The organism is Methylobacterium sp. D53M (assembly GCF_053345625.1).
In genome coordinates this window covers 38,130-58,502 of sequence record NZ_JBKFAL010000011.1, presented here as the reverse complement: position 1 = coordinate 58,502, position 20,373 = coordinate 38,130, and the positions used below count along the sequence as shown (strand labels likewise).

The window sequence follows — 20,373 nt, the reverse complement described above, 5'->3', positions numbered from 1 at the left end:
AGCGGAGCCGCTCCGTGGCCCCTCTGTAGCACGATTGCCGCGGGAATGGGACCCGCGCCGGCTCCCTCAGAGCCGCCGGATCCCCGTCACGGCGCCGAAGCTGTGCGCCGCGATGCGGGCGACCGCCCCGGCGAGCGGCTCCGCGGCGACCGCCATGTGGTGGCCGTTGGCGTGGATCAGCGTCTCGGGATCGACCATCAGCCCGACATGGCCGCGCCAGAAGACGAAGTCGCCCCGGCGCAGGCCCGCGACGTCCGGGCGCGCGGGGTCGAACGTCAGCGCCTGCCCGAGGGCCCGCTCCTGCATGTCGGCGTCGCGCGGGCAGGGCAGCCCCGCCGCGTCGAGGCAGAGCTGCACGAGGCCGGAGCAGTCGAGCCCGAGGCTGGTTCGGCCGCCCCAGAGATAGGGGGTCCCGGCGAGCCGCGCGGCCGTCGCGGCGTAGTCCGGCTCGCGCGCGTCGACGGGCGCGCAGTGGCGGGCGAACACGTAGCCGCCCGGCGTCTCCAGGTAGGCGCCCGCCTCCCCCGTCGCGGCGAGGCGTGCGCCGAGGCTGAGATGGCCGAGGACCGGCCGCTTCAGGTCCGGCTCGGGATACAGGAAGGTGCGCAGGGCCGTGACGCGGTGCGTCGGCTCCGGATCGGCCGGACCGAGGCTGTCGGCCGGCAGGTAGCCGACGTAACCGTCGCGGGCGAGCTGCACGAAGGCGAAGCCGTCCGCCGTGTCGTAGAGATCGACCGCGTCGCCCAGCAGCGCCTCGGTGTCGAGCCCCGCATCGGCGGCGGGCGCGCGGCGCAGCGGCGCCGACGGGACGGTCACCCGCCGCCGCGTCCCGGCGACGTAGCGCGCCGCCGCGACGCGGTCCCGCAGGCGGAGATCGGCGACGTGGGGCCGGGCCGGGGTCAGCCGGGGATCGAGGCTCTCGGTCATGCGCGGACCCTACCATGCCGGGCTGAAGCGCAGGTAAGCGCGGGCTCGCCGGACTGCGCCACTATGACGCATCGGGGCGCGCTTCCGAAGCTGGGCAGACGGCACTGGCCCGCGGGACGCCCGAAACTCCGGCAGATCGGGCACCGGATGCCCGAAGCGGCCCGACCCTGCCCAAGCGCGCGGCAGCCGGCCTCACATCGGCGCTACCTGCGCGTCAGCTCCGCGTCTCCCCCGCGCAATCCGCCGACGAGACATGTGCGGGAGGCGCCCTTCACACGTTTTTGATGCACTGCACAACCTGCCCGGAAGGCGCTATGTCTGGTGCATGAAGACCGCGAGTCGCCCCGTGAAGAAGACGCAGAAGAGCTTCGCCGACCTGCCACCGATCCGCGTCCGCCGCGAGCCGCCCACCGTGAGCGAGGCGGTCGCCGCCGCGCAGGACCTCGCGGACGACGTGGAGCAGCAGGTCGAGATCGCCGCCGGCCTGATGGGCCTGCCGGCCGACGAGGTCCGCCCCCACGTCCTGGCGGCCAAGAAGGCCAGGCCGGAGCGCACCCCCGAGCGGATCCTGACCCAGGCGAGCCCGAGCCGCGCCCCGCGCACCGTGGTGGTGGAGCGCCGCACGCGCCCGACCGTGGTGATCGAGCGCCGCAGCCGGCCCCTCGACCCGCGTCGCTGACGCCCCGGGTCACCCGCCGGAGGGCGGCCCTCCGGATCGCCGCCTAGCCCGCGCGCCGCGCTCAGTCGGCGGTCTGCACCGACCACGTGGCGTGGCGGATGCCGGGCATGCGGGCCAGCTCGTTGGTCACGGCGTCGAGTTCCTCCGCCTTGACGGCGCTGGCCGTGAGCGTCGCCACCACGTCGACCGCGCTCTCGCCGCGCTCCTCGATCTCGACGCTGCCGACCGGGTAGTTCGCGGCCTCCAGGCGCTCCACCAGCAGGTCCTGCGCCGGCCCGGCCTCGCCGGGCGCCGTGGTGACCTGGACCTCGTAGGTCGCCTCGGTGGCGGATTCGCGGATCGGCGCGCGGTTGATGGCGTTCACCAGCGGCCGGAGCGCCGTGTTGCAGGCGAGCACCGTCACCATCACGAACACCGCCTCCAGGGGCAGGTCGGCGCCGCAGAAGGCCCCGACCGCGGCCGAGCACCACAGGGTCGCGGCCGTGTTGAGGCCGCGGACGTTCATCCCCTCCTTCATGATCACGCCGGCGCCGAGGAAGCCGATGCCGGAAATCACGTAGGCCACGGTCCGGACGCCCCCGTCCGGGCCGGTCAGGCGCATGCCGAGATCCACGAAGGCGCTCGCCCCGACCGCGACCAGCACCGCCGTGCGCAGGCCCGCGGTGCGCTGCCGGTACTGCCGCTCGGCCCCGATGATCGTGCCCAGCACGAAGGCCACGAGCAGGCCGATCGCGGATTTCAGTTCTTCGGGGAGGGCGGCGTAGCTGGTCATCCGGCGTCTCATGGGAGCGGAGAGGTGACGGAACCGTGACACCATGGCCCGGCCGGGATCGGAAAGCGTGTCCGAAGCGGGATTGACGGCCGCACCGGGCAGCGGGCACACCGGCAAGAGCCTGAGGATCCCTTAAGAATCCGGGACCCGGCCGAGGAGACGTGCAGGATGCAGCACACGGCCCAGGACAAGGCCCGGAACATGGCCCGGGACATGGCCCGACGGGCGGATCCGCTCCGCACCGGATCGTTCTCCGCATGAGCGGCGCCACGAGCGGCGCCCTCGCCGAACGCAGGCCCGACACCGCACCCGACAAAGGGTCCAGCAGCACGCCCGACGCCGCCCTGCACGGCCGCGTCATGGCGCTGCGCGAGGGGCTCGAGCGCGGCCTGATCGGCAGCGCCGGCCTCGTGGAGCGCCTGCTGATCGGGCTCCTCACCGGCGGGCACCTGCTGATCGAGGGCGCGCCGGGGCTCGCCAAGACCCGCGCGGTCAAGCGCCTCGCCGACGGCCTCGACGGCTCCTTCGCGCGCATCCAGTGCACCCCGGACCTGATGCCGGCCGACCTCACCGGCACCACCGTCTGGCGTCAGGACAGCGGCACCTTCGAGTTCCTGCCCGGGCCGCTGTTCCACGCCCTCGTGCTGGTGGACGAGGTCAACCGCGCCCCCCCGAAGGTGCAGTCGGCGCTGCTCGAATCGATGGCCGAGGGGCAGGTGACGGTCTCGGGGACGACGCACCGCCTGTCCGACCCATTCATGGTCGTGGCGACCCAGAACCCGATCGAGCATGCCGGCACCTTCCCGCTGCCGGAGGCGCAGCTCGACCGCTTCCTCCTCCACGTCGTGGTCGACATGCCCGACGAGACCACCGAGCGGGCGATCCTCGACCTCGTGGAGGGCGAGATCACCCACCACGTCGACGCGATGACCGTGCGGCTGTCGCTGGCGGACGTGCGCGCCGCCCGAGAGGCGGCGCTCGCCACCTACGTGTCGCCGGCCCTCAAGGACTACCTCGTCCGGCTGGTGGCGGCGACCCGCACCGATGCGGCCGCCCCGGACCTGCGCGCCATGATCGAGCACCCGGCCTCCCCCCGCGGCACCCTGGCGCTGATGATGGCCGGCAAGGCCCGGGCCTGGCTGCGGGGGCGCGACCACGTCACGCCCGAGGACGTCGCGGAGCTGGCCCGCGACGCCCTCTCCCACCGGATCGGCCTGACCTGGCGGGCGGCCGCCGAGGGCCGGACGGCGCGCGGCCTCGTCGGCGAGCTGGTGCAGCGGGTGCGGGCGCTCTGACGGTGTTCGGGTTCGGGCAGGCGCGGCGCAGATCCCCTCTCCCCGCCGCGGGGGCGGTCGGCCCGACCGCCGGGGGCCCCTTCCCCGCCCGGGAGGCGGGGCGAGACCGCGCCGAGCACGGCATCCACCTCTCGGGCGAGGCCCTGATGGGCCTGCGCCACCTCGCCCGGCGGGGCTCCGCGCCCGCCACCCGGACGCTGGCGGGCCTGCCGGGCGGCATCGTCACCCGGCGCCGCGGGCGCGGATCGGAGCCGGAGGACGTCCGCCTCTGGTCCGAGGGCGACGACCGCCGCTTCATCGACCGCAACGCCACGGCCCGCACCGGGCAGCTGCACGTCCGCACCCACCACGACGAGCGCGACCGCGCGGTGGTGCTGCTCGCCGATTTCCGGCCCGCGATGCTGTTCGGCACCCGGAGGGCCCTGCGCTCGGTGGCGGCCGCCGAGGCCCTGGCGCTGCTCGGCTGGCGGGTCGCCGCCGACGGCGGCCGGGTCGGCCTCGCGGTCGCCTCCGCCGGGGCGCCGACCGTGCTGCGGCCGGCGGGCGGCGAGCGCGCCATGATCGCGGTCACCGGTGCCCTCGCCCAGGCCCACGCCGACGCCTTGGGGGCCGAATCCGGCGCGCCGGCCCGCGCGGAGCCGCCGCTGGAGGCGACGCTCGCCCTCGCCCGCAGCCTGCTGCCGGCCGGCGGCCACCTCGTCATCGCCAGCGCCCTGGACGATCCCGGCCCGGGCTTCGACGAGCTCCTGACCCTGCTCGCCGAGCGGATCGCCATCCGGCTGATCCTGGTGAGCGACGCCTTCGAGCGCGCCCGGCCGCCGGGCTACTACCCCTTTGCCCTCGCGGACGGCCGCCGCGGGACCGCGCTGCCGACCGCGGGAGGACAGGCGGACGCGTCCGCCGAGGCCCGGCTCGCCGACTACGCCCGCCGCGGCATCGCGGGCGTGCGCCTCGACGTCGAGACCGGCCCGGAGGCCTACGCGCCGCTCATGGAGCGCCTCGATGCCGTGCTGTAAGGCCGGACCCGGCGGCGCGATCCCCGGCGACCTGATCCGCGGCGCGACCCGATGAATCCCGTCGCGCCCGCCGAGATCCCCCTGTCCCTCGACCAGCTCCGGGGCCTGCACCTGCCCGGAGGCGCCGCCGGCGCCGTGCAGGGCGAGGTCGTGGCCGCGGCGGCCCTGGGCTTCCTCGCCGCCCTGCTGGTCGGGCTCGTGCGCTACGCGCGCGGCCGGGCGCGGGCCACCCTGCGCCGGGCGGCGCTCGCCGAGCTCGCCCGGAGCCGTGGCCTCGACCCGGAGGCGCGCCTCGTCGCACAGGCCCGGCTGCTGCGCCGACTCGACCGATCCCTCGACCGATCCGGCGAGGCCGAGGCAGGGACCGGGACCCGGGCGACGGGCCCGGACTGGGCGGCCCGGCTGGACGGGCTGTTCCGGACCGACTTCTTCACCCGGGGCGCCGGCCGGGTGCTCGCCGACGGGCTGTACCGGCGGCAGGATCCCGACCTCGACGCCCTGGACGCCGAGCTCGCCCGCCTGATCGGGCGGCTGCGGGCATGAGCGGATTCCTGCCCGCGTGGCTCAGCGCGCTCCTGTCGGCCTTCGACCTCGCCGCGCCCTGGGCGCTGCTGGCGCTGCCCCTGCCGCTGCTGGCCGCGCGCCTGATCCCGGCGGAGCCGGAGGGGGGCAGCGGCGCCCTGCGCGTGCCCGCGACCCTGGTGGCCGGCGCGCGCGCCGGCGCCGACCGCGCGGCCCGCGGGCGCCGGCGGGCCCTGCTCACCTGGACGCTGTGGATCGCCCTGGTGGCGGCGCTGTCGGGCCCGCGCCTCGTCATGCCGGCGGCCGCCCTCCCGGCCTCGGGCCGCGAGATCATGATCGCCATGGACCTGTCGGGCTCGATGGAGCGGCGCGACTTCGCCCTCGACGGCGAGACCGTGAACCGGCTCACCGCGGTCAAGCGTGTCGGCACCGACTTCATCCGGCGCCGGGCCGGAGACCGGATCGGCCTCGTGATCTTCGCCGACCAGGCCTACGTGGCGGCGGCGCCGAGCTTCGACACCGCGGCGGTCGCCCGGGCGCTGGACGAGGCCACGATCGGCATCAGCGGCCGCTCCACCGGGATCGGCGACGGCCTCGGGCTCGCCCTGCGCCGGCTGGACCCGCGGGACGCCGGGGGCGACGCCGCCGGGGCCAGGCCGGGCGAGAAGGCCGCGAAGGCCGTGATCCTGCTGTCGGACGGCGCCAACAATGCCGGCCAGACCGCCCCCAAGGACGTGGCGGAGCTCGCCAAGGAACTCGGCATCAAGGTCTACACGATCGCCCTGGGGCCCCGCGACATGGCCGACGCCGACGGCGAGCAGGACGTGGTCGACACCGAGACCCTGCGCGACATGGCGCGGGCGAGCGGCGGCGAGGCGTTCCGGGTGCGCACCACCGAGGATCTGGTCCGGGTCGCCGACGCCATCGACCGGCTGGAGGGCGGCCGCGCGCTCGCCCCGCCCGTGCCGCTCCGCCGGGACCTCTGGCCCTGGCCGGCCGCCCTGGCTTTCCTCAGCGCCGCGCTCCTGCTGGCCAGCCGGAGGGGCGCGTGATGGTTCGATACCCCGCGCGCCCGACCCTCCCCCGCGTCCCGCGGTGCCGGGGCGCGGCGCCGGCCTCGGGGGCGGGAATGCGGGTCGGAGGGTCCGCCCGATGAGCGCCCTCGACGCCGTCGCCCTCCTGCGCCCCTGGTGGTTCCTGGCGATCCCGGTCGTGGTCCTGCTGGCCCTTCGCGCCGCGTGGCGCTCGGCGCCGCTGGGCGACTGGGCCCGGGCCGTCGATCCGGCGCTGATGGCCCATCTCGCCCGGGCCGGCGCGGTCCTCGGCGGCCGGCGGCAGGCGAACCTCGCCGCCGCGCTGGCGGCCGGGCTGATCGCCCTGGCGCTGACCGGCCCTGCGGTGGAGCAGGCGGACGGGCGGACCTTCCGCAACCTCGACGAGACCGTGCTCGTCGTCGACCTGTCGCGCTCGGTCACCGAGGGCGGCAACCTCCAGGGCGTCCGGCAGGCCGCCGCCGCCGTGGCGGAGGCCGCCGGCACCCGGGCGGTCGCCCTCGTGGTCTACGCGGGCGACGCCTACCTCGCCGCCTCCCCGACCACGGACCGCGACAGCCTCGGCACCACCCTGTTCGCCCTCGACGCCGACACGGTGCCGGACCGCGGCTCGCACCCCGAGCGCGGGCTGGCGCTGGCCCGCCGCACCCTCGCGGAGGCCAGCGTGGTGGCGGCCGACGTGGTGCTGATCAGCGACGGCGACGGCATCGGCGAGGCCGCCACCCGCGAGGCCCGCGCCATCGCCGAGCACGGCTGGCGGCTCCAGGCCCTCTACGTCCCGGCCGACAAGCCGCTGCCGCCCGGCGCGCCGAAGCCCGACCGGACCGCCCTCGACGCCCTCGCCCGGGCCGGCGGCGGCACGGCCGCCGACATCGCGACCCCGGGCCCGGTGCTCGACGCGGTCGGGGCCGGCCTCGCCCAGCACCTCGCGGCGGGCGGCTACGGCGTCCTGGCCTACGCGGATCTCGGGCGCTGGCTGCTGCTGCTGGCGGCGCTGCCGGCGCTGCTGCTGTTCCGCAGGAGCGCGTGATGCGGCTGACCCTTCCCGAGACCGGCCTCGCCGCCCCGCTCCGGGCCGGCCTGCCGCCGCGCTGGCGGCGGCTCGCCCGGATCGCCGGCCTCGCCCTCGCCGGGATCGGCCTCCTGGCGCTGCTCGGGGTCTCGCAGCCCCGCACCGGCTTCGGGCGGCTGCTGATGGGTCTCGGCCTGCCGGGCCTCGCCGCGGACGTGTTCGTCGATCCGGCCTGGCGCGCCGCCGCGCTCTACGAGGCCGGCCGCTACGAGGAGGCGGTCGCGCTGTTCCGTGCCGGCGGGCGGCGGGCGAGCTACAATCTCGGCAACGCTCTGGCCAGGGCCGGCGACCTCGACGGGGCGCTCGCGGCCTACGACGAGGCCCTGCGCTTCAACCCCCGCGACGCCGACGCCCAGGCCAACCGCTCGCTGATCGCCCGGATGCGGGCCGAGGTGATCGACCGCGGGCCCGGCGGCGGCATCGCCAACGGCACCGCCCAGTACGGCGCCCGCTACAACAACACCGCCAACCAGGACCAGAACAACGACATCAACGCCGCCTCCAGCGGCGAGGGTCTCGCCGGCAACAAGGAATCGAACGCCAGCGCGTCGCTGCCCGGCAACAGCAAGGTCGCCCGCCGCGGCAAGGCCGAGCAGCAGTCGATCGACGCCGGCAAGGGCCAGGCCCGGGGCTCGGCCGGCGACGCGGCCGGCCGCGGCCGGACCGGCGGCGGCTCCGCCATGGTGGCCGAGGCGCCCGAGCGCGAGGTCCGCCGGGTGACCAAGAGCTTCGAGGCCCACGAGATCCGCCCGGACCGGCTCTGGCTCCAGACCCTGCCGGACGATCCCGGCCGCTATCTCAAGCTGCGCCTGCGCGCCGAGCAGACCCGCCGGGTCGAGGCCGGCACCGCGATCCCCGCCGGGAGCAACCCGTGGTAAGTGTTTTCGGCGTTTCCGAGCGGCGCGCCCTGACCCGCGCCCTGACCCGCGCCCTCATCCTCCTCGCCCCCTTCCTCGCTCCCCTGCCCGCCCGGGCCGAGATCGAGCCGGGCGACCTCACGCTGACGGTGACCGCGGAGCTCAACGGCAACAGTGCCCCCTTCCCCCGCGAGATGGTGCTGCTGAAGATCCACGGGGTCTACAAGCAGCCGATCCTGCTCGAGGAGGTGGTGCAGCCCTCCCTCGCGAACTTCTCGTGGACGCAGCTCGGCCGCGACCACTGGAGCCGGACCAAGCTCCCCGACGGCCAGAGCGCCATCGCGTTCGACCGCACCGTGGCGGTCTTCCCGCACCATGCCGGCCAGTTCACCATCGAGCCGTTCGTCCACAAGCTCACCGTCAACGATGTCGGCGAGCGGCGGGTCGTCGAAGTCCGCTCGAAGCCGATCCCCTTCCCGGTCGCACCCTGGACCGAGCCCACCGGCGGCCCCGACGCCAAGGAGCCCTGGTGGCTGCCTGCCAAGGACGTGGCGATCACCGATTCCTGGAGCCCGGACCCGGAGACCATCAAGGTCGGCGAGACCACCCGCCGGATCGTCACCCTGGAGGCCCAGGGCATGGTCGCCGAGGGCCTGCCGCCCCGGCCGGTCATGCGCACCCGCGGCATCATCACCTTCGCGGGTCCCGTCACCCGCGAGACGCTGCTGACGCCCTCGGGACCCGTGGCGCGGGCCACCTACCAGTGGGACGTGAAGCCCGGCGTGCCGGAGATCATCCCCCTCGACGCCATCGCGATCCCGTGGTTCGACACCAACACCCGCACGATGCGCGAGACCGAGATCCCGGCCCGGCAGATCGGCGGCGGCCTGCCCGACCGCGAGACCGAGCGGGCGCCCCCCGCGATCCCCTCGCCCCTCGTCGTCGCCGCCTCGGCGCTCGCCGCCTTCGGGCTGGGCCTCGCGCTGATCGGCTTCGGCCTCGGGCGGCCGCGCCTGCGCCTCTCCGGCGCGGTGCGCCGGGCCCTGCGCGCGGCGGCCCGGGCCGGCGACCCGGCCGGGTTCCGCGCGGCCCTCGACGCCGCCGAGCGCGAAGTCCCCGACCTCGCCCGGACCTGGCGGGCGCGGCCCGATCTCGCGGCCGCCTTCGCGGCCCTCGACCGGGCGGTCTTCGGCGCGGCGGGCGCCCCGGTCCCGGATCTCAGGGCCCTGGCCCGGACCCTGTCGCATGCCGCGCCGGGAGAAGCCGCGACCCCCACGGCGGACCGGCTCGCACCGCTCGACGGCCCGGTCCGCTGAGCGCGGCGCAGCGCGGCTCCGCATCTCGTGAAGGCGGGCGCGGGAACGCAAGCCGGGACCGGGATTTGGGCTGCCGCAACCGCCCGGCACCGGAGATCCCCATGCCCGCGACCCCGCACCGATCCGTCCGCGCCGCCACGCGCCGTCCGACCATGGGCGCCCCGACCGTCGCCCTCGCCACCGCTCTCGTGACCCTCCTGGTCCTGCCGGCCGCGCTGCCGTCGGCGGCCCTCGCCCGGTCCTCCGGCACCGAGCGCACGCTGAAGATGGTCGACACCGACCACGACGGCACGATCGACCTGGCCGAGGCCCAGGCCGCCGCCGGCAAGGTCTTCGACGCCGCCGAGACCGACAAGGACGGCACCGTCGACGCCAGGGAGCTGAAGGGCCGGCTCAGCAAGAAGGACCTGAAGGCCGCCGACACCGATTCCGACGGCACCCTCGACCGCAAGGAATACCTCGCCCTGGTCGCGCAGCGCTTCAAGGCGGCCGATCCCGACAACGACGGCACCCTCGACGTCAGGGAACTCAAGTCCCCGGCGGGGCGCAGCCTGCTGCAGCTCCTGAAGTAAGCGCGCCTCCCGGACCTGCCGCCGTTGCACAGTTCATGAGCAAGTATTATTCCTGTGCAACGGCTCACGTTCTGAGCAGGCATCAATATTTTGCACTATCTTGCGTCATCTGAATTGGCCTCGTAGGTTTCGGTTATCCGAGCGGTAAAGCATCGGGTGAACCACCAGGGAGGAGCGCGATGGCACGCGCCAACGAGGTCAAGGACAGGTTTCGCGCGCGGCTGCAGGCGGCCGACGAGCGCAGCAACGACTTCCGGCGGAAGCTGCTCGAGGACGGGTCCCGGGCGCTCCAGCCCGTCATGGGCGTGCTGAACCTGATGGCCGAGGTCCTCAACGAGGAGGACAACGTCCACGGCAGCATCACCGGCCTCGAGGCGAAGATCGATCAGGACAACTTCATCAGCCTGTGCGCGCAGCTGCGCGGCACCGAGTCCGAGCAGAAGATCAAGATCAAGTACGGTCCGGAACTCGGCGGCAGCAACTACATCTCGGTCTCGGGCCTGAACCAGCGCTACAACGAGCGCCTCGTGCCGGGGGCGGCGAGCTGCTCCATCGGCCGGACGGTCGGCAGCGACATCCAGCTCGACGAGCACCGGGGCGACGAGCTGGCCGAAGTGGTCCGCGAGGTCGTCGAGGACTTCTACGCGGCCCAGATCGAGCAGCGCAGCCACTTCGCCTCCGCGCGCTGACGCCAGCGGCGCCGCGAACCGATCCGCGCGCCGCCGGCATCCGCCGGCCCGCCCCCGTCCTCGGGGGGACGGCCGGACCCCGCCGAAGGGCTCGGCCCTTTGGAGGCGCCGCCTCAGTCGGCGATGAACTTCAGCCGGTGGTCGCGGTAGAGGTCGACGATCGCCGCGGCGGTCTCCTCGATGGACCGGCGGGTGACGTCGATCGTCGGCCAGCGGTTCTTGGTGAACAGCCGGCGGGACATGGTGATCTCGTCCGCCACCGCCGAGCGGTCGACGTAGAGGGACGATTCGTCGGCGTTGAGGCTCGACAGCCGGTTCTGCCGGATCTGCACGATGCGCTCCGGCGACGCGAACAGGCCGACCACGAGAGGCTTGCGGGCCCGCTCGATCGCCGGCGGCAGCGGCATGCCCGGCACCAGCGGCAGGTTGGTGGTCTTGAGGCCGCGATTGGCGAGGTAGATCGAGGTCGGCGTCTTCGACGTCCGGCTGACGCCGAGCAGGATCACGTCGGCCTCCTCCAGATTGTCCGGCAGGTTGCCGTCGTCGTGGGCCAGCGTGAAGTTCATCGCGTCGATGCGCTTGAAGTACTCGGCGTTCAGCATGTGCTGGGCGCCGGGCCGCGCCGTGGTCTCGGCGCCGAGATACGCGCGCAGCAGGTCGTGGACCGGCCGCAGCACCGACAGGCAGGGCGAGCCGGTCTCCCGGGCGACCTCCTCCAGCCGCTCGCCGAGGTCGCCCCCCACCAGCGTGTAGAGGACGAGGCCCGGCGCGGCCCGGATCTCCGAGATCACCCGGTCGAGCTGCGCGGCCGAGCGCACCAGCGGGTAGACGTGCTCGATCGCCGACACGCCCTCGTACTGGGCGGCGGCCGCGCGCCCGACATTGATCAGCGTCTCGCCGGTGGAGTCGGAGACGAGGTGGAGGTGGAAGTAGCTGCGGCCCATTCCGATCGCCTCTGCGGTCGACCTCTCGGCCGACTGTGCGGTCGCCTCGCGCGGCGCCCACGTTGTCCACCGCCGGCCGCCAGGGGAGTCGATGAGTGTGGATAGGATGCCCCGCCGGGCCGGTCCAGGGCGATCCCGGTGCGCGCTGTCGACTCCGCCGTTCACAGGCAGATGATCGGGACGCGCCGAATCCGGCTCTCTGGACGAATCGGCCGCGAATCTGGCGCCCGTACACGACTCGGCGTTGCCAAGGCGCTGTCGGACCATCCGGTTCTCGCAAGTTGGCGGAAATCCTTTAAAGCCCCGTTAACGGCGCGGCGGCGGGGACCGCCTGTGGACGCTTTTGTGCCCCCGAGATTCGGCCCCCCAGAAGAAAAAACAGACTCCAAGATTCTCTCTTATCTTTTCGAAGGGGCCTGTGTGGGGATCGGCGCGCCTCGACTCGACAGGACGCCCGCCGACGGGCATGCGGGGTGAGGGACACGGGATGGGAGCGACCATGACGGGGACGGAGCGCGAGCCCGGGCAGACGACGTCGGGGACGACGTCCGAGCGCAAGGTGCTGCGGGTCCTCGAGGGCGAGGCGATCGGGCCGCCCCCCGCCTGGATGATGCGCCAGGCCGGGCGCTACCTGCCGGAATACCGGGCGACCCGGGCCGAGGCCGGCTCGTTCCTCGACCTCTGCTACAGCCCGGACTTCGCCGTCGAGGTGACGCTCCAGCCGATCCGGCGCTTCGGCTTCGACGCGGCGATCCTGTTCTCCGACATCCTGGTCGTCCCCCACGCGCTCGGCCAGGACGTGCGCTTCGTGGAGGGCGAGGGACCGCGCCTCGACCCGCTCGACGGTCGGGACGCGTTCGCGCGCCTGCGGGAGGCCGGCGACCCGGCGATCATGACCCACCTCGCGCCGGTCTTCGAGACGGTGACGCGGCTGCGGGCCGAATTGCCGGGCGAGACCACGCTGCTCGGCTTCTGCGGCGCGCCCTGGACGGTGGCGAGCTACATGATCGGCGGCCGCGGCACGCCGGACCTCGCCCCCGCGCGGGCGCTCGCCGAGGGCGACACCGCCCTGGTCGACACCCTGATCGACCGCCTCGTCGCCGTGCAGACCGAGTACCTCGTGCGCCAGCTCGAGGCCGGCGCCGACGCGGTGCAGATCTTCGAGTCCCACGCCGGCACCCTGCCGCGCGCCGTGCCCTCTGCCGTTCCGGCCTCGGGCGGCACGGTCGAGCCCGTCGGCGACGTCGCCGAGAGCGCCTTGCCGGGCGCACCTGCCTCCGATGCCCTCACCCGCTGGTCGCTGCGGCCGATCGCCCGCATGGTGGCGGGCGTCCGCGCCCGGGTGCCGGGGGCGAAGATCATCGTGTTCGCCCGCGGCTCGGGCCTCGACGGCCACGCCCGGGTGGTGCCGGAGACCGGCGCCGACGCGATCGGCGTCGACTGGGGCGTGGACCTGAAGGCCCTGCGGCAGACGGTGCCGGCCGCGACGGTCACGCAGGGCAACCTGCATCCCGACACGCTGATCGCGGGCGGCGCGGCCCTCGACGCGGCGGTGGACGCGGTGCTCGAGGCGACCGCCGGCCTGCCGCACATCTTCAACCTCGGCCACGGCATCACGCCGCAGACGCCGGTGGCCCATGTCGAGCGGATGCTCGCGCGGCTGCGCGGCCAGGGCTGAGGCCGCGCGTGCTGTACGACTGGATCAAGGCCCTCCACGTCATCAGCCTGATCGCCTGGATGGCCGGGATGCTCTACCTGCCCCGGCTGTTCGTCTACCACGCGAGCCTGCCGCCCGGCGCGGAGGCGCAGTCCGCGACCTTCAAGGTGATGGAGCGCCGCCTGCTCAAGGCGATCATGAACCCCGCCATGATCGCCACCTGGGTGTTCGGGCTGGCGCTCGCCTGGATGAGCGGCTTCTACGCGAGCGTCTGGCTGCAGGCGAAGTTCGCGCTGGTGCTCGCGATGTCGGGCATCCACGGCTGGCTCGCCCGGATGGTCAAGGATTTCGCCGCCGACCGGAACACCCGTGGGCACAAGTTCTACCGGGTGCTCAACGAGGTGCCGACGCTGCTGATGATCGGCATCGTCATCCTGGCGATCGTCAAGCCGGGCCTCTGATCCCGCGATCCCGCGATCCTGTGATCCCGGCCGGAGCCTTTCCGCGGCCGGCCCGTTGGGAGGCCATGTCGAAGCCTCTCGTCCTCGCCCTCGCGCTGGCCGCCCTCGCGGGCCCGGTCGCCGGCGCGATCACCGCGTCCCCCGCCCGGGCCGCGAGCTTCCCGTGCGACAGGGCCGAGGCCCCCGACGAGAAGGCGATCTGCGCCCATCTCCCCCTCAACGACCGGGACGTCGAGATGGCGACCCGGTTCGAGATCCTGAAGAGCGTGCTGCCGATGGGCGGCCAGGCCAAGCTGCGCGACGACCAGGAGGCGTGGCTGACGGAGCGTCGCGCCTGCGGCGGCGACGTCGGCTGCCTGACGGCCGCCTACGACGCCCGGCTGAAGGTCCTGCGCGGAGTCCTGGCGGAATTCGCCAAGCAGGGCCCGTGAGGTCCCGCGCTCAGGCCGCGCGCGGCAGGACCGCGGCGTCGACGCGGCAATCCGGCCGGCACGCCGCCACGCAGGCGCGCGCCAGCGCCTCGGTGGCGTCGACCAGCAGGCCCGACGAGTCGCTCCCGGCGAGCGCGAGCGGGATCTCCGTGCAGGCCATCACCACCCGGTCGCAGCCGGCCTCGGCCAGCGCCCGGACCTGCGCCTCCAGCAGCGGCGTCGCCTCGGCCACCCGGTGCGCCTTCACCAGCCGGATCGCCGCCGCCACCGCGGCCTGACCCGCCTCATCGGGCGCGCGGCACGCGAGCCCGTGCCGCGCCAGCCGCTCCGGGTAGAGCCCGGACCGCAGGGTGCCGTCGGTGGCGAGCAGGCCGATCCGGCTGCCGCTCCCGGTCCGCGCCAGGGTCTCGGCCAGGGTCTCGGCCACCGCGTCGACGATGTGGAGGATCGGCAGGGCGGTCGCGGCCTGCAGCGCCGCGTGCCAGTGATGAGCGGTGTTGCAGGGGATCGCGATCCGGGTGGCGCCGCCGGCCTCGAGGCGCGCCAGGGCGGCGCGGAGCGCCGGCAGCGGGTCCGGGCCGGTGCCCAGGATCGCGTCGGCGCGGTCGGGGATGTCGACGGCCGAGCAGACCAGGGTCGGGATGTGGTCCTGATCGCGCCCCGCGGGCGTCGCCCGCACGAGCTTGGCCAGGAAATCCACCGTGGCCATCGGGCCCATCCCGCCGAGTACACCGAGCATCGCCGCCTCCGACCGTCGCGGCCGCCGTGATGGGCCGCGGCGGGGCGGGAATCCAATGCCGTGTCGGCACCGGCCATGCCGATCTGGCACCGGTTCCTAGAGTTCGGCCGCCAGGGCGGCGGCCGCGGCCCAGACCGCCGCGACCGCGCCGCCGCGACCGGCCCTGCGGTAGAGCCGGATCTCCAGCGGCGTGCCCGGCCCGGCCGCCACGAGGCTGCCGTCGGCGAGCTCGCGGGCGACGAGGCTCTCGGGCAGCCACGCGCGGCCGTGGCCCGCGAGGACCATGAACTTCAGGGCCTCCGCCATGGCGTTCTCATTGACGTGGGCGGCCGCCGCCCCGTCACCGGCGAGCGCCGCGACCCGGCCCAGGAACGAGTCCCGGGGGTAGCCGAGCCCGGGCCGGTCCGCGGCCGGCCCCGGCCGGTGCACCGGCACGAGGCTGTCCCGGCCGATGGTCAAGTGCGGGAAGGCGGCCGGGTCGAGGGGGATCGGCACCAGGGGATGGTGGTAGGTCAGCAGCAGGTCGTAGCCGCCCTCGGCCAGCGCCTGCACGCAGGCGTGGAAATCGTCCGGCAGGAGCCGGCTGCCGAGCGGCCCGGTGCGGGCCTCGACGTCGCGGAACCAGCCCGGGAAGACGGTCAGCGCCAGGGTGTGGAGCGCCGCCACCGAAACGGTCCGCGGCGGCGGCCGGATCCGGGCGCGGAGCGCGTCGCGGCTGCCGTGGAGCCGCCGCACGGTCTCCTCGGCGGTCTCCAGGAACAGCCGGCCCTCCGGCGTCAGGGCCGTCGGGTAGGTGCTGCGGTCGACCAGCGCGACCCCGAGCCAGCCTTCGAGCGCCCGGATGCGGCGGCCGAAGGCCGGCTGGGTGACGTGGCGCTCGACCGCCGAGCGCGAGAAGCTGCCGGTGCGCGCGAGGCTCAGGAAGTCCTCGAGCCATTTCAGCTCCATCTCGGCTCCATCGCGCGGCGGTCTCAGAGCCGCGCCAGGAGCCGCTCCGCCAGCGGGTTCTCGGCCGCGAAGGCGTAGTCGACCCGCCGCACCGTGACGGCCCGCGCGCCGGCCTCGACCAGGGCGCCGGCGAGCTCGAACACCGCGGCCTCCCGGCAGCGCAGGACGATCTCGCCCTCCGGCCCCCGCGGCGCGCCGTAGGGCAATTCGGCCTCGTGCAGGCCCGCGATCGTGGCGAGGTCGATCGTGCCGCTCTCCGGCAGGGCGGCGCGCACCTCGCGGGTGGTCCGGGCGCGCTCCTCGGCGGCGATGCGGCCGAGCACCGTGCGGAGCGCGGCCCGCTGGCCCTCGCCCCAGGGGGCCTTCAGCGAGGCGACGAGGTTCGCCTCCGAGCGCAGGATGATGCCGTCGTCCAGCACCTTCAGGGCGTTGGCCGAGAGCGTCGCCCCCGTGGTGGTGATGTCGACCACGATCTCGGCCGAGCCCGCCGCCGGCGCCCCCTCGGTGGCGCCCAGGCTCTCGACGATCCGGTAATCGGCGACGCCCTTCTCGGCGAAGAACCGGCGGGTCAGGTTCACGTACTTGGTGGCGACCCGCAGGCGCCGGCCGTGGCGGGTCCGCATGCCGGCCGCGACCTCGTCGAGGTCGGACATGTCGCGCACGTCGATCCAGGCCTGGGGCACGGCCACCACCACGGTGGCGTTGCCGAAGCCGAGCGGCGTCAGCAGCTCGACCTGGTCGCGCACGTCCGGCAGGGTCTCGCGGATCAGGTCCTCGCCGGTGACGCCGAGATGGGCGGCGCCCGAGGCGAGCTGCGCGGCGATCTCGGAGGCCGAGAGGTAGCGCACCTCGACGTCGGGCACGCCGATGAGCTTGCCCCGGTAGTCGCGGGCGCCCGCGCCTTGAGCGAGCTTCAGCCCGGCCCGGCCGAAGAACGCGCTGGCATTCTCCTGCAGGCGGCCCTTGGACGGGACGGCGAGGATCAGCGGCATGGCGGCCGCGTCCGAGGCACTCATCGGCCGGCTCCCGCCACGCGCTCGATCCAGAAGGTGCATCCCACCGCCGGCAACGGCGCCGGGCTGCCGAGATGGCCGAGCAGGCCGTCGTAGCGGCCGCCGCCGACCAGGGTCGGCCCGTCCCGCTCGGTCACCTCGAAGATGAAGCCGGTGTAGTAGTCGAGGTTGCGGGCGAAGCCGCCCTGGAAGCGGAAGCGCTCGATCGGCAGGCCGCGGGCCGCGATGAAGCCGGTGCGCTCCTCGAACAGGTCGAGGGCGGCCGCGAGGGCGTCGTGCCGCAGGCCCGCGTCGGCGACGAGCGCCCGCAGGTCGCGGGCGGCGGCGTCCGGATGGCCGGCGATCGCCCGGTAGCGGTCGAGGAGCGCGCGGTTCTCGGCGTTGAGCCCGGCGCCGCCATGGGCCTGCGCGGCGGCCTTGGCGAGGAAGCGCTCGGCGATCTCGCCGGCGCTGCGCCCGCCCACCGCCGAGATCCCGGCGATCGCCAGCACGTCCTCCACGAAGGCGCGCACGCCCCGCGGGTCCTGGCCCTGGATCGCCGCCAGCAGGCCCGCGTGGGGATCCTCGGGACGGGTGCCCTCGGCGCCGTTGGTGACGGCGTCCAGCGAGCGCCCGGCGGCCAGCGCCCGGAGCGTCCGGCGCTTGGCGGCGGGCGGGACCGCGAGCCCGTCGAGGAGCGCCACGGTCAGGCCCATATCGCCGAGCCGCACCGCCGGGTCGGTCCGGCCGAACAGGGCGAGGCCCTCCAGGGCGAGGCCCAGCACCTCGGCGTCGGCCGCCGGCGTGTCGGTCCGCCCGATCGACTCGATGCCGGCCTGGAAGAACTCGTCGGGCTCGTCGGCGGCGAGCCGGAAGACCGGGCCGCAATAGCTGTAATCGGCCGCCTGCCCGTCGGCCTCCGCCCGGTGCAGGCGGCAGACCGGGATGGTGAATTCGGGCCGCAGGCACAGCTCGGCGCCGCCCGCATCCTGGGTGACGAAGATCCGCCGGCGGATATCCTCGCCCGAGAGTTCGAGGAACGGCTCCAGCGGCTGCAGCACCGGCGGCGTCACCGGCCGGTAGCCCGCCGCCGCCAGATGCGCGGAGAGCCGCGCGCGCGCCGCGTCCCCCGCCCCCGTCTCGCCCGCCTCCGGTCGTGTCATCGCGATCCACCTCGCGGGGCAATCCACCTCGCGGGCGCTCTGTAGCAACCGCGACCGGACTTGGCGACACGCACCCGGGAAGCGTGGGGCCGGCGCGCCGCGCAGAACTGCGCAGACCCCGCGCCGCGGCCGGATTCCGCTACGGCGTCAGTGACCGGACCGGCTCAGAGCGGCTCAGAGCGGCCGGAGGCTGCCGAGGCGCGCGCCGCGCGGGCGCCGGACCGGCTTGCGGCGGGCGAGCACGGTCAGGGCGGGCGCCCCCGCCATCCCGGCGCTCAGGATCGGCGCGCTGCCGGTCCCGGGCGTGGCCTGCGCGACGGCGCTGGGCAGCCGGCCGAGGACCGGCCGGGCGGCCCAGGCGGGTCCCGCGCCGGCGCAGAGCAGGCCGAAGGACAGGACGAGGATCTTCGCGCGCATCCCGACATCTCCGCGGCACCGACCGACGACAACGCCGCCGGAGCCTCTGCGTTCGACGTGCGGTTCGACTTACGGTTCGATGCGCGAGTGTCTCAGATCTCCGTTGACGGAAAATGCCGGGCCAGCACGGCGCGGACCTGCGCCACCAGGTCGGCCTCGGGACACGAGAATTGCGCGGGCCGCGCGGCCTTCCACTCGGCGTTGCTGGCGATGGACTCGGCCGCCCGGGCGCCCTCGATCAGGTCCTTGATCTGGACCTCGCCGGCCAGGCGCTCGTTCGAGCCCTGGATCACCGCCACGGGCGCGCGGCGGCGGTCGGCGTACTTCATCTGCGCCTTCATGCCGGCGGCGCCGAGGTAGAGCTCGGCCCGGATGCCGTCGGCGCGCAGGAGCGCGACGAGCCGCTGGTAATCGGCCATGTTCTCCCGGTCGAGGACTAGCACCACCACCGGCCCGGGAGCCTCGGCGCCGGCGATCAGGGGGCTGCCCACGAGCTGGAGCGCCGAGAACAGCCGCGAGACGCCGATCGAGAAGCCGGTGGCCGGGACCGGCTCGGCCCGGAACCGCCCGACGAGGCCGTCGTAGCGCCCGCCGCCCGCCACCGAGCCGAAGCGCACGGTCTGGCCGTCCTCGTTGGTGACCGGGAAGGTCAGCTCGGCCTCGTAGACCGGGCCGGTATAGTACTCGAGGCCGCGCACCACGCTCGGATCGGCCCGGATCACGTCGTGGCCGTAGCCGGCGGCGGCGCAGAGGCGCATGATCGCGTGCAGCTCGGCGATGCCCTCGCGGCCGGTCTCCGAGTCGCCGACCGCCTCGTGCCAGCCGGCGAAGAACTTCTCCCAGAACGCCACCTTGTCGGCGCCGTCGCCGGCATCGGCCTGGAACGACACGTAGGCGAGGATCCGGCCGATCGCCGTGGCGTCGAGGCCCGCGCCCTTGGTGAAGTCGCCGCTCTCGTCCTTGCGGCCGGACCCGAGCAGGTCGCGCACCCCGTCGACGCCGAGCCGGTCGAGCTTGTCGATCGCCCGCAGGACCGTGAGGCGCTGGCCGGCCTTGTCGGGGCCGGCGAGCCCGATCGCCTCCATGACGCCGTCGAGCACCTTCCGGTTGTTGACCTTGACCACGTACTGGCCGCCGAGCCCGAGGCGGTTCAGCGTGTCGGCCATCAGCATGCAGGTCTCGGCATCGGCCGCGACGCTGCCGGCGCCGACGATGTCGGCGTCGAACTGCATGAACTGGCGGAAGCGGCCCGGCCCCGGCTTCTCGTTGCGGAACACGTAGCCGGCCCGGTAGCTCCGGTAGGGCTTGGGCAGCCCGTCGTAGTTCTCGGCCACGAACCGGGCCAGCGGCGCCGTCAGGTCGTAGCGGAGCGACAGCCACGCCTCGTCGTCGTCCTGGAACGAGAACACGCCGGCGTTCGGACGGTCGAGGTCGGGCAGGAACTTGCCCAGGGCCTCTGTGTACTCGACGAACGGCGTCTCCAGGGCCTCGAACCCGTAGAGCTCGAAGCTCCTGCGGATCGTCTCCAGCATCCGCCCCTGCGCGGCGATCTCGCCGGCGCGGCGGTCGACGAAGCCGCGCGGCAGGCGGGGCTTCAGGGTCTCGGCCTTCTCGGCCTTCGGGGTCTCGGGCTTGGACATGGGCGCATTCGCTCTCGCGGACCCGGAATCCGGGTCCCGCATCGAATCTTCGATCGTCTCCGGCGGGCGGAGATCCTGCGGCCGGGCTCTAGAGCATGCCGGGCGAAAGGGGAATTCGGTTTGCGGGCGCTCTGGCCGCCCGATCATCCAGCAATGTCGTCCTTGCGGGCGGAGCGAGCGATCCAGGCAGCGCCACGCTTGTCGAGGTCGCG

22 protein-coding genes are annotated in these 20,373 nt (G+C 74.6%); 13 read left to right on the top strand and 9 right to left on the bottom strand.

The features are described 5' to 3' along the window. Positions 1 to 66: 66 nt before the first annotated feature. A complete protein-coding gene (locus ACLBYG_RS16815; RefSeq protein ID WP_447682145.1) occupies positions 67 to 927 on the bottom strand; it encodes a C40 family peptidase in 861 nt (286 codons plus the stop codon). Between the two features lie 346 nt (positions 928 to 1,273). On the opposite strand from ACLBYG_RS16815, the gene ACLBYG_RS16810 reads away from it, so the two are divergent. Then, positions 1,274 to 1,606: a hypothetical protein gene (locus ACLBYG_RS16810; protein ID WP_447682144.1), complete on the top strand. Its 333-nt coding sequence runs from the start codon at positions 1,274 to 1,276 to the stop codon at positions 1,604 to 1,606. Between the two features lie 61 nt (positions 1,607 to 1,667). On the opposite strand, the gene ACLBYG_RS16805 is transcribed toward ACLBYG_RS16810, so the two are convergent. Further along, on the bottom strand, positions 1,668 to 2,378 hold the full coding sequence (locus ACLBYG_RS16805) for an MgtC/SapB family protein (protein ID WP_056533658.1): 711 nt from the start codon (positions 2,376 to 2,378) through the stop codon (positions 1,668 to 1,670). A 257-nt stretch (positions 2,379 to 2,635) separates the two neighbouring features. On the opposite strand from ACLBYG_RS16805, the gene ACLBYG_RS16800 reads away from it, so the two are divergent. The 9 genes from ACLBYG_RS16800 (at position 2,636) to ACLBYG_RS16760 (ending at position 10,769) form a co-directional block, all read left to right on the top strand. Further along, on the top strand, positions 2,636 to 3,673 hold the full coding sequence (locus ACLBYG_RS16800; RefSeq protein WP_020094037.1) for an AAA family ATPase: 1,038 nt from the start codon (positions 2,636 to 2,638) through the stop codon (positions 3,671 to 3,673). Between the two features lie 146 nt (positions 3,674 to 3,819). Next, positions 3,820 to 4,689 carry a DUF58 domain-containing protein gene (locus tag ACLBYG_RS16795; RefSeq protein WP_447682197.1) on the top strand — a complete coding sequence of 290 codons (870 nt, stop codon included), beginning with the start codon at positions 3,820 to 3,822 and terminating at the stop codon, positions 4,687 to 4,689. 51 nt (positions 4,690 to 4,740) lie between these two features. Beyond that, on the top strand, positions 4,741 to 5,232 hold the full coding sequence (locus ACLBYG_RS16790) for a DUF4381 family protein (protein ID WP_100252493.1): 492 nt from the start codon (positions 4,741 to 4,743) through the stop codon (positions 5,230 to 5,232). Continuing rightward, the gene (locus tag ACLBYG_RS16785) at positions 5,229 to 6,263 is read left to right on the top strand and encodes a VWA domain-containing protein (RefSeq protein ID WP_447682143.1); all 1,035 of its coding nucleotides are present in this window, start codon (positions 5,229 to 5,231) and stop codon (positions 6,261 to 6,263) included. The genes ACLBYG_RS16790 and ACLBYG_RS16785 overlap by 4 nt, the downstream gene beginning before the upstream one ends. A gap of 100 nt (positions 6,264 to 6,363) precedes the next feature. Further along, positions 6,364 to 7,293, top strand: a complete 930-nt coding sequence (locus tag ACLBYG_RS16780) for a VWA domain-containing protein (protein WP_447682142.1) — start codon at positions 6,364 to 6,366, stop codon at positions 7,291 to 7,293. Then, on the top strand, positions 7,293 to 8,213 hold the full coding sequence (locus ACLBYG_RS16775) for a tetratricopeptide repeat protein (protein WP_447682141.1): 921 nt from the start codon (positions 7,293 to 7,295) through the stop codon (positions 8,211 to 8,213). Before ACLBYG_RS16780 ends, ACLBYG_RS16775 begins: the two co-directional genes overlap by 1 nt. Then, positions 8,207 to 9,508 carry a hypothetical protein gene (locus ACLBYG_RS16770; protein ID WP_447682140.1) on the top strand — a complete coding sequence of 434 codons (1,302 nt, stop codon included), beginning with the start codon at positions 8,207 to 8,209 and terminating at the stop codon, positions 9,506 to 9,508. Before ACLBYG_RS16775 ends, ACLBYG_RS16770 begins: the two co-directional genes overlap by 7 nt. Before the next feature lie 101 nt (positions 9,509 to 9,609). Continuing rightward, positions 9,610 to 10,080 (top strand): EF-hand domain-containing protein, encoded by a 471-nt coding sequence (locus ACLBYG_RS16765; RefSeq protein ID WP_447682139.1) that lies wholly within the window; start codon positions 9,610 to 9,612, stop codon positions 10,078 to 10,080. 179 nt (positions 10,081 to 10,259) lie between these two features. Then, positions 10,260 to 10,769: a hypothetical protein gene (locus tag ACLBYG_RS16760; protein WP_020094045.1), complete on the top strand. Its 510-nt coding sequence runs from the start codon at positions 10,260 to 10,262 to the stop codon at positions 10,767 to 10,769. Positions 10,770 to 10,882: 113 nt separating this feature from the next. Here ACLBYG_RS16760 and ACLBYG_RS16755 read toward each other — a convergent pair whose 3' ends face one another. Next, positions 10,883 to 11,713 (bottom strand): pyruvate, water dikinase regulatory protein, encoded by an 831-nt coding sequence (locus ACLBYG_RS16755; RefSeq protein ID WP_020094046.1) that lies wholly within the window; start codon positions 11,711 to 11,713, stop codon positions 10,883 to 10,885. 499 nt (positions 11,714 to 12,212) lie between these two features. Here ACLBYG_RS16755 and ACLBYG_RS16750 point away from each other — a divergent pair, with 499 nt between their 5' ends. The 3 genes from ACLBYG_RS16750 to ACLBYG_RS16740 all read left to right on the top strand — a co-directional run bounded on the left by ACLBYG_RS16750 (position 12,213) and on the right by ACLBYG_RS16740 (position 14,262). Next, positions 12,213 to 13,391: a uroporphyrinogen decarboxylase gene (locus ACLBYG_RS16750; protein WP_447682138.1), complete on the top strand. Its 1,179-nt coding sequence runs from the start codon at positions 12,213 to 12,215 to the stop codon at positions 13,389 to 13,391. Between the two features lie 8 nt (positions 13,392 to 13,399). Beyond that, positions 13,400 to 13,831 carry a protoporphyrinogen oxidase HemJ gene (gene hemJ / locus ACLBYG_RS16745; RefSeq protein ID WP_020094048.1) on the top strand — a complete coding sequence of 144 codons (432 nt, stop codon included), beginning with the start codon at positions 13,400 to 13,402 and terminating at the stop codon, positions 13,829 to 13,831. Positions 13,832 to 13,896: 65 nt separating this feature from the next. After that, positions 13,897 to 14,262: a lysozyme inhibitor LprI family protein gene (locus ACLBYG_RS16740; protein WP_020094049.1), complete on the top strand. Its 366-nt coding sequence runs from the start codon at positions 13,897 to 13,899 to the stop codon at positions 14,260 to 14,262. Between the two features lie 10 nt (positions 14,263 to 14,272). On the opposite strand, the gene ACLBYG_RS16735 is transcribed toward ACLBYG_RS16740, so the two are convergent. The 6 genes from ACLBYG_RS16735 to hisS form a co-directional block, all read right to left on the bottom strand. Further along, complete coding sequence (locus tag ACLBYG_RS16735; RefSeq protein WP_447682137.1) at positions 14,273 to 15,001, bottom strand: aspartate/glutamate racemase family protein; 729 nt, start codon at positions 14,999 to 15,001, stop codon at positions 14,273 to 14,275. Between the two features lie 96 nt (positions 15,002 to 15,097). Further along, positions 15,098 to 15,949 (bottom strand): LysR family transcriptional regulator, encoded by an 852-nt coding sequence (locus ACLBYG_RS16730; RefSeq protein WP_091978952.1) that lies wholly within the window; start codon positions 15,947 to 15,949, stop codon positions 15,098 to 15,100. A gap of 23 nt (positions 15,950 to 15,972) precedes the next feature. Continuing rightward, positions 15,973 to 16,965: an ATP phosphoribosyltransferase gene (gene hisG, locus ACLBYG_RS16725; RefSeq protein WP_091680945.1), complete on the bottom strand. Its 993-nt coding sequence runs from the start codon at positions 16,963 to 16,965 to the stop codon at positions 15,973 to 15,975. Further along, positions 16,962 to 18,104 carry an ATP phosphoribosyltransferase regulatory subunit gene (locus ACLBYG_RS16720; protein WP_091680943.1) on the bottom strand — a complete coding sequence of 381 codons (1,143 nt, stop codon included), beginning with the start codon at positions 18,102 to 18,104 and terminating at the stop codon, positions 16,962 to 16,964. The genes hisG and ACLBYG_RS16720 overlap by 4 nt, the downstream gene beginning before the upstream one ends. A 174-nt stretch (positions 18,105 to 18,278) precedes the next feature. Then, complete coding sequence (locus ACLBYG_RS16715; RefSeq protein WP_447682136.1) at positions 18,279 to 18,521, bottom strand: hypothetical protein; 243 nt, start codon at positions 18,519 to 18,521, stop codon at positions 18,279 to 18,281. Between the two features lie 92 nt (positions 18,522 to 18,613). After that, a complete protein-coding gene (hisS, locus tag ACLBYG_RS16710) occupies positions 18,614 to 20,161 on the bottom strand; it encodes a histidine--tRNA ligase (RefSeq protein ID WP_447682135.1) in 1,548 nt (515 codons plus the stop codon). Positions 20,162 to 20,373: the final 212 nt, after the last annotated feature.

What these genes read in the sequence shown, in the direction of transcription:
- ACLBYG_RS16715 (WP_447682136.1), bottom strand. Translation starts at nt 18,521, where the DNA reads ATGCGCGCGAAGATCCTCGTCCTGTCCTTCGGCCTGCTCTGCGCCGGC.
- ACLBYG_RS16730 (WP_091978952.1), bottom strand. Translation starts at nt 15,949, where the DNA reads ATGGAGCTGAAATGGCTCGAGGACTTCCTGAGCCTCGCGCGCACCGGC.
- ACLBYG_RS16785 (WP_447682143.1), top strand. Translation starts at nt 5,229, where the DNA reads ATGAGCGGATTCCTGCCCGCGTGGCTCAGCGCGCTCCTGTCGGCCTTC.
- hisS (WP_447682135.1), bottom strand. Translation starts at nt 20,161, where the DNA reads ATGTCCAAGCCCGAGACCCCGAAGGCCGAGAAGGCCGAGACCCTGAAG.
- ACLBYG_RS16740 (WP_020094049.1), top strand. Translation starts at nt 13,897, where the DNA reads ATGTCGAAGCCTCTCGTCCTCGCCCTCGCGCTGGCCGCCCTCGCGGGC.
- ACLBYG_RS16760 (WP_020094045.1), top strand. Translation starts at nt 10,260, where the DNA reads ATGGCACGCGCCAACGAGGTCAAGGACAGGTTTCGCGCGCGGCTGCAG.
- ACLBYG_RS16795 (WP_447682197.1), top strand. Translation starts at nt 3,820, where the DNA reads ATGGGCCTGCGCCACCTCGCCCGGCGGGGCTCCGCGCCCGCCACCCGG.
- ACLBYG_RS16750 (WP_447682138.1), top strand. Translation starts at nt 12,213, where the DNA reads ATGACGGGGACGGAGCGCGAGCCCGGGCAGACGACGTCGGGGACGACG.
- ACLBYG_RS16815 (WP_447682145.1), bottom strand. Translation starts at nt 927, where the DNA reads ATGACCGAGAGCCTCGATCCCCGGCTGACCCCGGCCCGGCCCCACGTC.
- ACLBYG_RS16790 (WP_100252493.1), top strand. Translation starts at nt 4,741, where the DNA reads ATGAATCCCGTCGCGCCCGCCGAGATCCCCCTGTCCCTCGACCAGCTC.
- ACLBYG_RS16765 (WP_447682139.1), top strand. Translation starts at nt 9,610, where the DNA reads ATGCCCGCGACCCCGCACCGATCCGTCCGCGCCGCCACGCGCCGTCCG.
- ACLBYG_RS16780 (WP_447682142.1), top strand. Translation starts at nt 6,364, where the DNA reads ATGAGCGCCCTCGACGCCGTCGCCCTCCTGCGCCCCTGGTGGTTCCTG.
- ACLBYG_RS16735 (WP_447682137.1), bottom strand. Translation starts at nt 15,001, where the DNA reads ATGCTCGGTGTACTCGGCGGGATGGGCCCGATGGCCACGGTGGATTTC.
- ACLBYG_RS16805 (WP_056533658.1), bottom strand. Translation starts at nt 2,378, where the DNA reads ATGACCAGCTACGCCGCCCTCCCCGAAGAACTGAAATCCGCGATCGGC.
- ACLBYG_RS16755 (WP_020094046.1), bottom strand. Translation starts at nt 11,713, where the DNA reads ATGGGCCGCAGCTACTTCCACCTCCACCTCGTCTCCGACTCCACCGGC.
- ACLBYG_RS16775 (WP_447682141.1), top strand. Translation starts at nt 7,293, where the DNA reads ATGCGGCTGACCCTTCCCGAGACCGGCCTCGCCGCCCCGCTCCGGGCC.
- ACLBYG_RS16800 (WP_020094037.1), top strand. Translation starts at nt 2,636, where the DNA reads ATGAGCGGCGCCACGAGCGGCGCCCTCGCCGAACGCAGGCCCGACACC.
- ACLBYG_RS16720 (WP_091680943.1), bottom strand. Translation starts at nt 18,104, where the DNA reads ATGACACGACCGGAGGCGGGCGAGACGGGGGCGGGGGACGCGGCGCGC.
- hisG (WP_091680945.1), bottom strand. Translation starts at nt 16,965, where the DNA reads ATGAGTGCCTCGGACGCGGCCGCCATGCCGCTGATCCTCGCCGTCCCG.